The sequence below is a fragment of the Thauera sp. WB-2 genome (assembly GCF_027594845.1).
Taxonomy (GTDB): Bacteria; Pseudomonadota; Gammaproteobacteria; order Burkholderiales; family Rhodocyclaceae; genus Thauera; species Thauera mechernichensis.
In genome coordinates, this window is sequence record NZ_CP088935.1 from 3,609,207 (window position 1) to 3,622,891 (window position 13,685).

The window sequence follows — 13,685 nt, forward strand, 5'->3', positions numbered from 1 at the left end:
ATGAGTACCAAGGACGCACCCATGCTCGACGCGACGCTTCAGCTAGACGAGGGCAGACTGAGGGAAGACTCTGGAAGGACGCCGGAAACCGCCGACGTTTCAGCAATTTATGACCGTTCTGTGCTGTTGATGCAGGCCGCTGCCGTGGGTGCGGACGCTGCGTCTGGTGCCCGCGAAAGTGGCTGGAAGGGCGACTGGTTGGTGCTCTTGCAAGCACTCTGCAAACTGACGGTGACGCAAGCTTCAGCGGGCGATCCCGCCCCCCTTTTCACGGCCGAGCGTCTTCGTCAGGAGATCGCATCCCTCGTCGGAGACCCTGAGGCCCAGTGGTGGTCGGACGAGTCGGACACAGCCCGAAAGAAATTCACCAATGCCTGGAGAGCACTCGAGAACGACATCGGGCGCATCGAGGAAAACCTTTGTGGGCGCGCGATCAGCTCGCGCGTCGCCGGCATCGTTACGCTTTCTACGCCAACTCGGTTGGGTACCACGAACGCGATGGGCTACGGCTTGAGCGTCTCACCGATTGCCCTGCCGGCCACAGCGGCAGCCGAGCCACCACCAATCACCAATGCGCCTGTGGGCCAGCTGCCAGCAAACTGCCCGATAGACTACTTGGAGGAAATGGAGGCCTACCCAATCCCTGGCCTGAAGAAGCCGTTGAAGATCTCGCTCTCTGGCTGGCGCGCTGCACTGATCACCCTACCCGTGGTGATCGGACTCGCCATCGCCGGGCTACTGAGTTGGTTCCTGCTTGCACTTCTCGCATCCGACGTATCCCCGCGAGCACTGCTGCAGGCAGCGGTGCTGACCGGCGTCATCGGAGGACTGGTTGCCTGGTTGTGTCATCCCTTCTACACCCTGATCCATGACCGGATCGTCCGCGCACCCACCTTCCTCGAAGCGAGGCTACCCCTCGGGCACGTCCTGCTCATCCGCCGAGAAGGCGAGGACCGCGTCTTGCGCATGGTGCGCTACACGGCGACATGCCCGGTTTGCGAAGGCGAGATCACTATCGAGAAGGGGCGGCGACGGCTCCGCGGACGCCTGATCGGGGAGTGTGGTCGCAATCCGGTAGAACACGTCTTCTCATTCGATTTCATTACGAGAAGGGGCGAACGCCTTTGAGGAGAGACTCAGGAGAGAGCCCGCCTTGGCTCCGCGCACAACCCTCCGTCCAGCCGAATCACGCGTTGCCCAATGCGCTTGCAACGGAGGCCGATCCACCTCGGGATAACCACCTCGAACTGCGCGTCGAGGGCCCATTCGACACCGTGTTGGCCCCGGTCTTCCCCCATGGCTACTGGTCGTGGCAATGAATTGAGATCTCATCGTTCATCAGCGACTACGCTATTACGAAAGGCGTAGGCGCGCCCTCTTGCGCGGTACCATACGATTTGGCACACAACGGTGCCGACCCTTCGAAAGAGCATCCTCCATGACCCATCTTGCCGACTACAGCCTTCCTCAGCTCAAGCAACTCCAGACGCGCATCTCCAAGGAGATTGAGAAGCGCGAAAGTAACACCAAGGCGTCCCTGCTGAAGCGCCTACGCAAGTTAGCCCAGGAAGAAGGCATCAGCCTGGAGGATCTGCTGGGTCGCACCATGGAGACAACCGCCTCGGCGACAAAGCGTGGGCGTCCCGCCGCAAAGACCGTTTCGGCGAAGAAGGAGCCGTCGGCGGCCAAGTACCGCAACCCCAACAATCTCGAACAATCATGGTCTGGGCGTGGCCGCAAGCCGGGCTGGTTCGAAGCATGGGTGGCGAATGGCGGCACCATCGCTGCCCTGGAGCACGCCGCGAGCGTGGCGAAGAAGGGACGCCGTGGTGCGCTCTCCGTAGAGCCGGTCGCTGCCGAGCCAGTCCCCACAGCACCCGCTGCGACGTAAGTCAAAGCCGGATGCGGATGCGCCAGACTCGGCTGTCCTGATTCAAGCACCGTGTGCGGCAGATACGCGCTCTACGGCCCCATCTCACGCCTGAGTGAACGGTTCTCGGCCAGCATCGACGAAATGCCGGCCGACTTCGGGCCGCGCTACAACGCGGCTCCGATGCAGATGCTGCCCGTCGTCCGCCAGCGCCCCGGCGGCGAGCGCGTGGCACACCTGCTGCGCTGGGGCCTGCTCCCGGGCTGGGCAAAGGACCCGGGCATCGCCACCCGGCTCATCAATGCGCGCGCCGAGACGCTGGCCGAGAAGCCCGCCTTCCGCGCGGCCTACCGGGCGCGCCGCTGCATCGTGCCGGCATCCGGCTTCTACGAATGGAGGGCGACCCCCGGCGGCAAGCAGCCCTATTACATCCACCCCGCCAACGACGAACTGTTCGGCTTTGCCGGCCTGTGGGAACGATGGATTAGCCCCGAGGGCACACCGATCGACACCTTCACCGTCATCACCGCCGCAGCAAACGAGACCCTGCAGGCGCTGCACGAGCGCATGCCGGTGATCCTGCAGCCCGCCGACTACGGCCCATGGCTGAGCCGGGACAGCGCACCAAAGCGGCTTGGCCAACTCCTTTCCCCCTGCCCGGACGCCATGCGGAGCATGCATCCGGTGTCGAAGGCGGTCGGCAACGTCCGCAACGAAGGCGCGCAATTGATCGCGCCCGAGCCCGTCCGGCAGCCGCGCTGACCCCGCGCAGTTATCCAGCCCTCCTGTGGATAAGGCTGGGGGTAGCGGCTGGGAAGTTGAGCCAAGCCCTTGTGCGGAAGGGGATCCGGTCGGCTGCTGTAAAAACGGGCGGCCGCGGCGACGCATGCCGCGCGGGGTTTGGACCCCACCGTGGCCAGGCATTCGGCCTGACCTGACGCCCACCATCCGGCTCGACTCGCGATCAACGACAGCTATGTGGACGCGGTTTCCAATAGCCGAAGCCGGCCATCACCGGCCGTTGGAGATCCGGCCAGGATTTCCCTCGCTGGATCGCCTTGGGTGACCGGTTTACGGCGGCCAACTTGAACCCCGCCTTGGCTCGACCCGGCCACAAGACGCCATTGACTGGAGGCTCTAAAAGCGGCCTTTGGCGACGGCGAATTGAGCAGACCTGCAGAATGCGAGACAATAAGAAGATTATGGCGAACGGCGATCAACTCAAGGCACTACTGCGTTCTCACGCGGAGGGCGACGATCGCCACTTCTACTCGGTGGCCATGCAGATGGCCGCCCATGAGGCGAAGCAAGGTCACGGAAAGCTGGCCGAAGAGCTGCGTGAACTGATCGATGCCGCAAAGGCACGCCGCAACGCCAACGGCGGGGATGGCGCTATCCCGATCGCGAGGCCGAAAGGCGAGCTTGCAGGGCTGCTTAACGTCTCCTACCCTTCGCGCCGTTTGAGCGACATGGTGCTGTCCGAGTCTTTGCAGCAGAGCCTGCAACGCGTGCTCAAAGAACAAAGGCATCTGTCTAAGTTGCGCAGCCACGGCCTGTACCCGCGGCGTAAGCTGCTACTCGTCGGCCCGTCGGGTACCGGCAAGACGATGACCGCCTCGGCGCTCGCCGGCGAACTAGGCATCCCGCTCTTCGTCGTTCGACTGGACTCGCTCATTACGAAGTATATGGGGGAGACAGCGGCAAAGCTTCGTCAAGTCTTCGACGCCGTGGCGTCCACTCGAGGCGTCTACTTCTTCGACGAGTTTGATGCGATTGGCAGCCAGCGTGGAATGTCGAACGATGTGGGCGAAATCCGCCGGATTTTGAACAGCTTCCTGCTCATGATCGAGCAGGACGATTCCAACAGCGTGATTGTCGCCGCGACCAACCACCCGGACATTCTGGACGAAGCACTCTTCAGGCGCTTCGACGACCTGGTCGAGTACCATGTGCCGTCTACGGCTGAGGTGCAGGCGCTGCTGCGGCTGCGCCTAGCCGTCTATGTCAAGTCGAAGAAGGACCTCGCAAATCTGGCAACAGATGCAACCGGCTTAAGCCATGCGGAGATCGCGCGAGCGATCGACGACGCGGTCAAAGAGGCCGTGATGCACGATCAGGAGATCATCCCGACCGAAGCGCTGCGCATCCTGCTGCAGCAGCGCCAGGCAGTGCGCCGCCGCACCGCTGGCGGCAAAGAGTAAGCCGTCTTTTGCATGGTCACGGAGAACCAACAGCGGCGCCCGCATCTCTTTCCACAGGACACACGCTCCACTGAGGGGTACACCGCTAAGAAGGCTGTCGTCGTCAAAGCGGCCGTACCGCTTCAGCCGCGTGTGCAACATGCGCAGGATTTGCGCGCCCAGTTTGCACAGGTAGAGGCGGCTCAGCTTAAGCGGGTGGCCGAGCAGATGGCCGCAGAAGTGCAAACAGCAATCGGCATCCAGATCGAGTTCGAGAGCCAACAGGGGGTTGAGTTGGCAGCCGAGAGCTTGGCCCGCGATCGTCAGGGCATTGAACTCATGAACGTGCGGAAGCAGGGTGACCAAGTGCTGGCTACCGTTTTCGTGCCCCAAGGCAAGCTGACGCACTTTGAAAGGCTGATCGAATCCTACGCCGAACACCGAACCGGTGCTGGCGGTCGTTCGCTCGACAAGCAGTCGTTGATTGATGCGATCCGCTCGGTGCGTGTCGCCACGTTCGACTCCCTGTGGACGGACAGCGCCGATGCGCTGCCGGCCAACGACGCCGAGGCAATCTGGTGGGAAGCGTGGCTTCCCGCCGGCGACAACCGGCCGCAGGTCACCGCGGACTTCCGCAAAGTAGGCGAACTGGCGGGTCTGCTTATACGGGAGCGAGCGCTGCACTTTCCGGAGCGCTCGGTCGTGCAGATGTACGGTAGCAAGGCGCAGTTGCTTCAATCCTCGCTGGTACTAAACATGGTGGCCGAGCTGCGTCGAGCGAAGACGACCGCCGAGTTCTTCGCTGCACTCCCGCTGGAAGAAGAAGCTGAGTGGACCGGGAACCTGCAAGACCGCCTCATGCAGCAGCATGCGGGTAACTCGTACGTCACTTTGCTGGACACCGGCGTCAATCATGGGCACCCTCTGCTGGCTCCGATGGTCGCCGACGGCGACCGCCACACCGTGGAGCCTGGTTGGGGACCCGATGATGCCAATGGCCATGGCACCGAACTTGCGGGCTTGGCCTTGTTCGGTGACCTGACACCGGCGCTTTCGGACAATGGCGCGCTGTCCGTGCCGCATCGCCTTGAGTCAGTGAAGATCCTGCAGGGACCAGGCGACAACGACGGTCAGTCCTACGGCGCGATAACGGCAGAAGCCGTAGCGCGTGTTGAGATTACCGCTCAGGACCGGCGCCGCGTGTTCGCGATGGCAGTGTCGTCCACTGACGGCCGCGATCGAGGGCGCCCTTCGTCGTGGTCGGCAGAGGTCGACCGTCTCGCCTGCGACTACGAGGGCCAGGGGGAGACCCCGCGCCTGTTTGTCCTCTGCGCGGGAAACACACGAGATCCCAATGCCTGGAGTGACTACCCGGCCAGCCTCTCGACGAACCTGGTGCACGATCCCGGGCAAGCCTGGAATGCGCTCACGGTGGGCGCGTACTCTGAGCTCACGACGATCTCTGAGGCCTTCGGCCACGAGTACACCCCGATCGCGGCAGCTGGTGGGCTGAGCCCGTACACGACAACATCGTCAACTTGGCAGCCAGGTTGGCCGTTCAAACCCGACATCGTGATGGAAGGTGGCAATGCGGCGGTCGATGGGACTGGCTTCACAAGCCAGATGGATAGCCTGTCGCTTCTGACGACCAATTACCGACCCCACGACCGCCTTTTCTCGTTGAGCTGGGCGACGAGTGCATCCACTGCCCTAGCAGCGGGCATGGGCGCTCGGATCCAGGCCGCGTATCCCAACTTTTGGCCTGAAACCATTCGAGCGCTGATGGTCCACTCGGCGCGATGGACGCAGCCAATGCTCGACGCTTACACCCCGAACGGGCTTCGCAACCAGTCCAACATGCGACAGCTGCTCCGGCATTGCGGCTACGGCGTTCCCAGTTTGGAGCGGGCGTTGTACAGCGCGAGCAACTCGCTCACGTTGATCGTCCAGGACCAGTTGCAGCCGTACCAGAAGGTGGGCTCGGCGGTCCGCACCCGCGATATGAATCTGCACGACCGTAAGCGCTCACCCAGCGGCGTCGTTGCTACGCAGCGCGCCTTGAGATTTCCGAGCGCAACGGCGCTTTCCCGAAGTGCTGCTTCCACAGTCTGGGCGTGAGCTGCGCGACGTCGGCGGCCGGGTGCTGGGCGACGCGCTGCAGTACGTCGACGAGATAGTCGTAGGGATCGAGCTCATGCAGCCGACAGGTCGCAATCAGGCTCTGGACGACGCCGACGTGCTGGGCGCCGAGCTCGGTCCAGCTGAACATCCAGTTTTTCCGACCCAGCGGAATCGGCCGCAGCGCCCGTTCGAGGTGGTTGGTATCGATCGGCACATCCGGGTCGGCGAGGAACACTTCCAGTGCCGCCCGTCGCTTGTGTGCGTAGATCAGCGCCTTGGTCAGCGGGTTGCTCGGTAGCAGCCCCTGCGCGTCCAGGCGCTCCTGTACCCAGGTGAAGAAGGCCGTCACGATCGGACGGGCGTGATCGAGCCGGTACTCGCGCTTGGCCTCGCCCTTGAGCTTGTCGTCGCGGATCTTCGCTTCGACCGCGTAGAGCGCACCAATGAACTCGAGCGCCTTGGCCGCCAGCGCTGGCTCGGCCGCCTCGGCGTTGATGAATTCGCGCCGGCAGTGCGTCCAGCACTGCGCGTGCGTGAGCCCGGTCTTGCTCGCGTAGGTCTCGTAGGCGCCGTAGCCGTCCGAGAGCAGCACACCCCCTTCGGTGGGCTTGAGCCCGAGCACCTTCTCGACGTTGCTGTGGGCGCGGCTGTCGAAGAACGGGAAGCAGATCTCGTGCAGTTCGCCATACACCGGCCAGAAGTAGCAGGCCTTCATCTTGCCCGGGCCGGCACGGCCGGCCTTGATCGGGGTTTCGTCCATGGCCTTGACGCGACTGGCACGGATCGACGCGAGCTGCGCCTCGTAGATCGGCGTGAGCAGCGCGGCCGCCTGCGCAGCCAGTTGCGTGAGCCAGGCGCGGCTGACCGTGATGCCAGCGTCAGCCAGGCGCTGATGCTGGCGGTACAGCGGCAGGTGCCAGGCGAACTTGTCGAGCAGCAGCCCGACCAGGAAACTCACGTCGGCGCGGCTGCCCTCGATCACCCCGACGGGCGCCGCTGGGCAGTGGATCGTCTGCGTGTCGCGGCGCTTGATGACCGGGCGCACGTACTTGAGGATCACGTAGCTGCCCGGGCGCTGCGCCAGGCGATGGCTGACCTTCTCGCCGATCACCTCGAACTGGTCGGCGGCAAGCCCCTCGGTCTCGGGGTTGGCGAGCGTGATGGTCTCGACCGGCACGCGCGTCTCGTCGAAGAACAGCGCCGATTCGTCCTTGTCCTGGGCGTAGTCGGTGCGCGACGCACGGCGGGTGTGTCCCGCCACGGTCTTGCCGGGGACATCGGGCTGCGTGTCGGGGATCGGTAGCTCGCCCAGATACATCTGCGCCGGGTCCGGTGGGACCAGGCGCTTCTCGCTCTTCTGGCCGAAGAGCTGGCGGCGGAACCACTCGAGCTGATGTTGGATGGTCTGCACTTGGCGCTGCAGATCCTCATGCGCCTGGGCCAGTTCGACGACGCGCTCGGGCGCCCACTGGGCGGCCTCGGCAAGGGTCGGAACGGGGGCGGAGTGCGGCGCGGGCATGGCGCATATTTTACCGTATGACCCAGCATTCATGCGGGTTACACGGCGTTTGCGGGCAGTCGGAAACGGCGCTTGTAGCGTGCCGGCTCGATGCCTTCGAGCAGCAGCTTGAGCCCGGTCCAGTCCATCTGGCGCGTGCGAACCTGCGCCCAGTTCGACACGAAGCGTCCCTGTTCGAGGCGCTTGGCCCACACACAGAATCCGGTGCGATCCCAGTACAGCACCTTCATCTGCGTGCCGCGCCGGTTGATGAATACGAACAGCTCGCCCGAAAGCGGATCGCAGCCGAGCGCCTGGCGGGTGAGCGCGTACAGGCCATCGAAGGATTTGCGCATGTCGACCGGGCGGCCATAAACATGGACGCGGACCGCGCCTTCGGGGAAGAACATCAGCCGCGCGACAGGTGAAGGATCACGCCGTCGCCCAGATCGAGCCGCAGCTCGAGGCGACCCGTGCCGCCGAGTTTGACCGTGCCGGCGTCGACGAAGCCGATGCGCTCCATCGCCGGCGCGGCGGACTGCGTACTCGGCTCGCCCAGCAGGCTACGCCAGCGCCGGAAGGTCGACTCGCTGAGCCCCTCACGGGCGCAGAACGGCTCGACCCCCAGCCCACTCTCGGCAAACCGCGCGATGACTGCTTGCCATTCCTGACGGCTACGCCGCCGCCACTTGTTGTTGGTCGCTGTCGCCCTAGTCACTGCCGGCTCCTCCCTGATGAATGTGGGAGGGATTGTTCCGCGCGGACGGAGGCCGGAGAAGGACGCCGCTCAGTGACCGGTTACGCACGACCTGCCCTGGCCGACCGAGCAGCTTCAGGAGCTGGGCGACGCGCAAGTGACGCTTCGGGTCACGCTCTCATACTTCATCGAGCCGAACCCTGGCGAGCGCGGCGGCATCGACAAGTATGCATACCAGTCGCACGCGCTGCGATTCGCGGTGCGGCGCCCCTTGGAAACCGAGGCGTCCTTTCGTGGCCGCATCAACGCTCAGGCGGCAGCAGAAGAGCAAGGGCTTCCCGCGGCCGGTGGCGCCGACGCCGGCTGGACCGTCGGTGAGCGCACTCGCGCTCGCGGCTCGCTCGTCAGCGATAGCTGGAGTGGAACCGCCGCCGCGCTCGCCAACCGCGGACAGTTGGCAGTCTTTCCCGCGATGGGATGGTGGCGGAATCGCCCGAGCCACGGGCGGTTCGAGCGGGCGGCCAGGTACAGCCTCGTTGTTTCAATCGAGGCGCCTGAGATCCAGCAGGACCTCTATGCGATAGTCGCGCAGCAGATTGCGGTACCGGTCGCAATCGAAACCCAGGTCTGAGACAAGTTGCCCTCTTCTCATCTCTAGCAGCGTCCCTATGCGCGAGAGTCAGCTTCCCTTTTTGGCGAAATGCCGCTTTGGGTCGGCTGCACTCGATGGCGTCCGGCAGCTTTCGGGATGCGAAACTTGAGCGGCCGGTTTCCGGCGCCGAACTAAGAAGGTTGCTCGTCGCGTCCCGACCCAGAGCAGCCGTAGAGCTTTTGGGAAAGCTGTCGTTCAACGTTGGAATTCAGCGGCTGCCGTAGGCAGTCCGCTGGAATGACTTGTTAGGCAACAACTCCACTGCCTATGGGTTTATAGCGGATTTACTTAGGTTGGTACTCCAATGATGAATGGTGAAGGTTAATGCGCAAATTTCCCGCATCGTCTTTAACGTAACCCCACGTTTTGTCAACGGTAGTCACTTTCCCATTTTTATCTGTGAAGTGAACTTTCCCCATAGTAATTGCGCTATTGCCATCAAGAAAAATAGCAGAAGTGACAGGCTCACATTTTTTCCAGCCTTTTAGAGCAAAACCTGTGTCGGCAGGGAAGGATGGGTCACCGCCAACGAAATAAGATAGCGCACCGGCACGTGTGGGGCGAAATGTTTGAGGGTTCACCGTGAGCGTAGGCTTAAAGAGTACTGCGCCCATTTGGTAGGCGTAAGCGGAATCTATGACTTTCTCGGCCAATGCTCTCGCTGCTACTTTTCCATCCTTTTCGTATGCGGCGTTGATATCAAGAAGAGCAGCACACCATGCTTGCTGAGCTGTTAATGCTTCCTTCTCTGTTACTGCCTGATTTACAACGATGGGCTCGTTTGCGTTCGCAATATTTGAGGTAAGTGCGACTAATGCTGTTAATGCTACAAGTTTGACTTTCATAGTTGGGAGACCTCTGGGTTGAAAGAATTGGATTGTTGCGTGTTTGACTGTGCCTAACGAATAGGGTTTATCCCTCGCGCCGCAAGCGCCGTTCAGTGCGCGGGCGCCTGCCGCGAGGGATAAGCCTTGTTGAACTGAACCGCCGCGCTGGCGGTGATACTGGGGATTCTACGCGCGGCTCATCCACATTGGATAGAGCGCGACAGGCCCCTGGCATCAGCGGGTCGCCGCTCCCGGCTCAGCGCTCGCGGCCATCGCCGTAATCGGCCGCAATCGGGTGCCGACCCTGCGTCGGGCGGGTGGTGTCGGTCGCGTTCGCCAGTCCGGGAACGTGCCACGGCCTGCCGGTGCGAGCGCCGCATCAGCGAGGATTGAGATGGGGGCGCGTGAGTGTTCATGGTGGCCCATCCCGACAGCGCGGCGCCGGTGCAGGTGGGTCGTACCGGCGAGCCATGACGATCTCGACCGTGTGCCAACGCCCGACCCCGCAGTGCGGGCAGCATCGCGGGTCCTCCCCGCTTACGCGCGCGAGGAAGTGTTCGGCCGCTTCGATAGCGACTGCTTGTGGTGCCGGCGTCTGGAGCGCCGCACGGGCGGCGGCAAGCCGGGCACGCTTGTGGCCGCAGGCGAGCAGCCCGTAGTGGCGCAGGCGCTTGAAGCCGGCCGGCAGCACGTGGCGCAGGAAGCGTCCGATGAAGGTGTCGGTCGGCAGGCTCACCGTACGTTTGCCTCCGGTCTGGTTGTCGCGCACCCGAAGGCGCACCTGGCCCGCACCGCAGCCAAGCAGGCGGTCGTTCGAGAGCGCCACGCGGTGCGTGTAGCGGGCAAGGTAGTCGAGCACCTGGGCGGGTCCGCCGGGCGGCGGCTTGGCGTAGACCACCCAGTCGTGCGCCAGTAGCGCACGACGTCGGGCTTGCCATGCACCCGGCGCAGCGCTCGGATCGTCGGCCAGCTCGCCGCTGCGGTGGGCCGCGTCGAGCCGCGCGAGGAACTTGCCGCGAAACACCTTCGAGGCGGCCTGGACGGGAAACAGGAAGCGCGTACCGCGCACCGGTGCGCGCCATCTGCCCTCGGCGTCGAGCCCGCCACAGGTGATCAGGGCGTGCACATGCAGGTGCATGCGCAGGTCCTGGCTCCAGGTGTGCAGCACGAGGCTGAAGCCAGGCACGGCGCCCAGCCAGCGCGGGTGGGCGGCGAGCTCGAGCAAGGTGGCCGCCGCACTGTCGAACAACGCACCGTAGAGCCAGCGCGGGTGCCGGATCGCCAGTGGATTGAGCGCGTGGGGCAGCGTGAACACCCAGTGCGCGTAGGGCACCGGCAGCACCTCGCGCAGGCGCGCCGCACGCCAGGCCTCCTTGGCCCGCGTCTGGCACTGCGGGCAATGCCGGTTGCGACACGAGCGCCAGACATGGCGCTCGGCGCCGCAGTTTGCGCAACGCTCGCGTACGCCGCCGAGCGCGGCGGTGCGGCAGTCGACGATGGCACGCCAGGCCCGCGCCTGGGTGGGCGACAGCGCATGGCGGCGGCGGTCGATGCTGCCGTGCGTGCGCAGGATGCCGGCCAGCGTGGGGCGGTCCATGGCCGCTCGGCCTCAGAGCCGGCGCAGCAGATCGAGCGGGCTGTCGTGGGGGATTGAACCCGGACGCGCCAGATGCAGGTAGCGCTGCGTGGTCGACAGGTGGCCGTGGCCCAGGAGCTTCGCGAGCGTGGCCAGATCGACGCCAGCCTCCAGCAGATGGGTGGCGAAGGCGTGGCGCAGCGTGTGGATGCCGCCCGTCTTGGTGATGCCGGCCCGGTCGCGGGCACGGTAGTACGCACGTTGCGCACTGCTGATGTCAAAGGGCTGGGCGGCGTCGGTGGCGCGAGGGAACAGCCAGACGCGGGGTTTGCAGATGCGCCAATAGACGCGCAGCGCTTCGAGCAGGCTCGGGCTGAGCAGCGTGTAGCGATCCTTGCCGCCCTTGCCTGCCACCACCCGGATGCACATGCGGTCCGGTGCGCTGTCGATGTCGGCGATGCGCAGCGCGCACACCTCGGACACCCGCAGTCCGGCCGCGTAGGCCGTCATCAACAGTGTGCGCGTGCGCAGATTGGCGGCCGCTTCGAACAGGCGTGCCAGTTCCTCGCGCGAGAGGATCTCCGGCTGACGCTGCGGCGTGTGCGCGTAGGGAATCGTGACGGCCTCAGCCCTGCGGCCCAGCACGGTGTCGAAGAAGAACTTCAGCGCGCACACGGCCTGGTTCACGGTCGTGTAGGCCAGGTGCCGCTCGGTGATCCGGTGCAGCAGCCAGGCCTTGACTTGCGCGCCATCGAGCCGGTCGGGGCTGCAGTGGTAGTGCGCGGCCAACTGCGCCACCACCGACAGGTAGGCCTGCTGCGTGCGCCGTGCCAATCCGCGCAGCACCATCGCGTCGATCATCTGCTGACGTAAGGGGCTCATGACACTTCTCCTTGAACGCGGGGACATCCCCCGTTTCAAGGTAGGTCAGCGGCGCAGACGTCATGAAAAAACGCGGTGGCGCTTGGGTTCGCGGCCACCGCGTCAGCGGTTTAGTTCAACTTTGTTTTAGGGCGACTGCCCTGCTGCGTAACATCGTTGCTGCTCCATAACATCAAACATCGACCCACGGCGTAACGCGCTTGCTGCTTGGATGCCCGAGGCATAGACTGTACAAAACAACAGTCATAACAAGCCATGAAAACCGCCACTGCACCGTTACCACCGCTGCGTTCGGTCAAGGTTCTGGACCAGTTGCGTGAGCGCATACGCTACTTGCATTACAGCTTACGAACCGAACAGGCGTATGTCCACTGGGTTCGTGCCTTCATCCGTTTCCACGGTGTGCGTCACCCGGCAACCTTGGGCAGCAGCGAAGTCGAGGCATTTCTGTCCTGGCTGGCGAACGAGCGCAAGGTTTCGGTCTCCACGCATCGTCAGGCATTGGCGGCCTTGCTGTTCTTCTACGGCAAGGTGCTGTGCACGGATCTGCCCTGGCTTCAGGAGATCGGAAGACCTCGTCCGTCGCGGCGCTTGCCGGTGGTGCTGACCCCGGATGAAGTGGTTCGCACCCTCGGTTTTCTGGAAGGCGAGCATCGTTTGTTCGCCCAGCTTCTGTATGGAACGGGCATGCGGATCAGTGAGGGTTTGCAACTGCGGGTCAAGGATCTGGATTTCGATCACGGCACGATCATCGTGCGGGAGGGCAAGGGCTCCAAGGATCGGGCCTTGATGTTACCCGAGAGCTTGGCACCCAGCCTGCGCGAGCAGCTGTCGCGTGCACGGGCATGGTGGCTGAAGGACCAGGCCGAGGGCCGCAGCGGCGTTGCGCTTCCCGACGCCCTTGAGCGGAAGTATCCGCGCGCCGGGCATTCTTGGCCGTGGTTCTGGGTTTTTGCGCAGCACACGCATTCGACCGATCCACGGAGCGGTGTCGTGCGTCGCCATCACATGTATGACCAGACCTTTCAGCGCGCCTTCAAACGTGCCGTAGAACAAGCAGGCATCACGAAGCCCGCCACACCGCACACCCTCCGCCACTCGTTCGCGACGGCCTTGCTCCGCAGCGGTTACGACATTCGAACCGTGCAGGATCTGCTCGGCCATTCCGACGTCTCTACGACGATGATTTACACGCATGTGCTGAAAGTTGGCGGTGCCGGAGTGCGCTCACCGCTTGATGCGCTGCCGCCCCTCACTAGTGAGAGGTAGGGCAGCGCAAGTCAATCCTGGCGGATTCACTACCCCTGCGCGAAGGCCATCGGTGCCGCATCGAACGGCCGGTTGCGGAAAGTCCTCCCTGCGTCCGCTGATGGCCGGGTGCG

Annotated in this window: 13 protein-coding genes; 7 read left to right on the forward strand and 6 right to left on the reverse strand. The window is 64.0% G+C overall.

Features of this window, described 5'->3' with window-relative positions; all coding sequences use genetic code 11:
* The 5 genes from LQF09_RS16505 (at position 1) to LQF09_RS16525 (ending at position 6,168) form a co-directional block, all read left to right on the forward strand.
* Positions 1-1,128 carry a hypothetical protein gene (locus LQF09_RS16505; RefSeq protein WP_270068483.1) on the forward strand — a complete coding sequence of 376 codons (1,128 nt, stop codon included), beginning with the start codon at positions 1-3 and terminating at the stop codon, positions 1,126-1,128.
* A 310-nt stretch (positions 1,129-1,438) separates the two neighbouring features.
* Positions 1,439-1,891 (forward strand): H-NS histone family protein, encoded by a 453-nt coding sequence (locus LQF09_RS16510; protein ID WP_270068484.1) that lies wholly within the window; start codon positions 1,439-1,441, stop codon positions 1,889-1,891.
* 51 nt (positions 1,892-1,942) lie between these two features.
* Positions 1,943-2,632, forward strand: coding sequence for an SOS response-associated peptidase (locus LQF09_RS16515; RefSeq protein ID WP_270068485.1), 690 nt, complete (start codon positions 1,943-1,945; stop codon positions 2,630-2,632).
* A 419-nt stretch (positions 2,633-3,051) separates the two neighbouring features.
* Positions 3,052-4,071, forward strand: a complete 1,020-nt coding sequence (locus LQF09_RS16520; RefSeq protein WP_270068486.1) for an AAA family ATPase — start codon at positions 3,052-3,054, stop codon at positions 4,069-4,071.
* A 12-nt stretch (positions 4,072-4,083) separates the two neighbouring features.
* Positions 4,084-6,168, forward strand: a complete 2,085-nt coding sequence (locus tag LQF09_RS16525) for a S8 family peptidase (RefSeq protein ID WP_270068487.1) — start codon at positions 4,084-4,086, stop codon at positions 6,166-6,168.
* Here LQF09_RS16525 and tnpC read toward each other — a convergent pair.
* The 3 genes from tnpC to tnpA are packed head-to-tail and all read right to left on the reverse strand — an operon-like array spanning position 6,095 to position 8,387.
* Positions 6,095-7,690: an IS66 family transposase gene (tnpC, locus tag LQF09_RS16530; RefSeq protein ID WP_270068488.1), complete on the reverse strand. Its 1,596-nt coding sequence runs from the start codon at positions 7,688-7,690 to the stop codon at positions 6,095-6,097. The genes LQF09_RS16525 and tnpC overlap by 74 nt on opposite strands.
* Positions 7,691-7,728: 38 nt before the next feature.
* Positions 7,729-8,079: an IS66 family insertion sequence element accessory protein TnpB gene (gene tnpB / locus LQF09_RS16535; RefSeq protein WP_270068489.1), complete on the reverse strand. Its 351-nt coding sequence runs from the start codon at positions 8,077-8,079 to the stop codon at positions 7,729-7,731.
* Entirely contained in the window at positions 8,079-8,387 is a 309-nt protein-coding gene (gene tnpA / locus LQF09_RS16540) for an IS66 family insertion sequence element accessory protein TnpA (RefSeq protein ID WP_168987771.1), read from the reverse strand. The genes tnpB and tnpA overlap by 1 nt, the downstream gene beginning before the upstream one ends.
* A 136-nt stretch (positions 8,388-8,523) precedes the next feature.
* On the opposite strand from tnpA, the gene LQF09_RS16545 reads away from it, so the two are divergent.
* Positions 8,524-8,997 (forward strand): hypothetical protein, encoded by a 474-nt coding sequence (locus LQF09_RS16545; RefSeq protein WP_270068490.1) that lies wholly within the window; start codon positions 8,524-8,526, stop codon positions 8,995-8,997.
* Positions 8,998-9,302: 305 nt separating this feature from the next.
* Here the strand turns inward: LQF09_RS16545 and LQF09_RS16550 are convergent, their stop codons facing one another.
* From LQF09_RS16550 to LQF09_RS16560, 3 genes are all read right to left on the reverse strand, one after another.
* Positions 9,303-9,863 carry a hypothetical protein gene (locus LQF09_RS16550; protein WP_003245852.1) on the reverse strand — a complete coding sequence of 187 codons (561 nt, stop codon included), beginning with the start codon at positions 9,861-9,863 and terminating at the stop codon, positions 9,303-9,305.
* 394 nt (positions 9,864-10,257) lie between these two features.
* Positions 10,258-11,442, reverse strand: a complete 1,185-nt coding sequence (locus LQF09_RS16555; protein ID WP_270068209.1) for an IS91 family transposase — start codon at positions 11,440-11,442, stop codon at positions 10,258-10,260.
* Between the two features lie 12 nt (positions 11,443-11,454).
* Positions 11,455-12,303 carry a tyrosine-type recombinase/integrase gene (locus LQF09_RS16560; protein WP_270068208.1) on the reverse strand — a complete coding sequence of 283 codons (849 nt, stop codon included), beginning with the start codon at positions 12,301-12,303 and terminating at the stop codon, positions 11,455-11,457.
* Between the two features lie 255 nt (positions 12,304-12,558).
* Here LQF09_RS16560 and intI1 point away from each other — a divergent pair, with 255 nt between their 5' ends.
* Positions 12,559-13,572 carry a class 1 integron integrase IntI1 gene (intI1, locus tag LQF09_RS16565; RefSeq protein WP_253562938.1) on the forward strand — a complete coding sequence of 338 codons (1,014 nt, stop codon included), beginning with the start codon at positions 12,559-12,561 and terminating at the stop codon, positions 13,570-13,572.
* Positions 13,573-13,685 lie beyond the last annotated feature (113 nt).

Excerpts from the sequence above, each read along its gene's own strand:
- tnpB (WP_270068489.1), bottom strand. The coding sequence starts at position 8,079 with ATGTTCTTCCCCGAAGGCGCGGTCCGCGTCCATGTTTATGGCCGCCCG.
- LQF09_RS16510 (WP_270068484.1), top strand. The coding sequence starts at position 1,439 with ATGACCCATCTTGCCGACTACAGCCTTCCTCAGCTCAAGCAACTCCAG.
- LQF09_RS16555 (WP_270068209.1), bottom strand. The coding sequence starts at position 11,442 with ATGGACCGCCCCACGCTGGCCGGCATCCTGCGCACGCACGGCAGCATC.
- tnpC (WP_270068488.1), bottom strand. The coding sequence starts at position 7,690 with ATGCCCGCGCCGCACTCCGCCCCCGTTCCGACCCTTGCCGAGGCCGCC.
- LQF09_RS16525 (WP_270068487.1), top strand. The coding sequence starts at position 4,084 with ATGGTCACGGAGAACCAACAGCGGCGCCCGCATCTCTTTCCACAGGAC.
- LQF09_RS16520 (WP_270068486.1), top strand. The coding sequence starts at position 3,052 with ATGCGAGACAATAAGAAGATTATGGCGAACGGCGATCAACTCAAGGCA.
- LQF09_RS16550 (WP_003245852.1), bottom strand. The coding sequence starts at position 9,863 with ATGAAAGTCAAACTTGTAGCATTAACAGCATTAGTCGCACTTACCTCA.
- LQF09_RS16560 (WP_270068208.1), bottom strand. The coding sequence starts at position 12,303 with ATGAGCCCCTTACGTCAGCAGATGATCGACGCGATGGTGCTGCGCGGA.
- intI1 (WP_253562938.1), top strand. The coding sequence starts at position 12,559 with ATGAAAACCGCCACTGCACCGTTACCACCGCTGCGTTCGGTCAAGGTT.
- LQF09_RS16505 (WP_270068483.1), top strand. The coding sequence starts at position 1 with ATGAGTACCAAGGACGCACCCATGCTCGACGCGACGCTTCAGCTAGAC.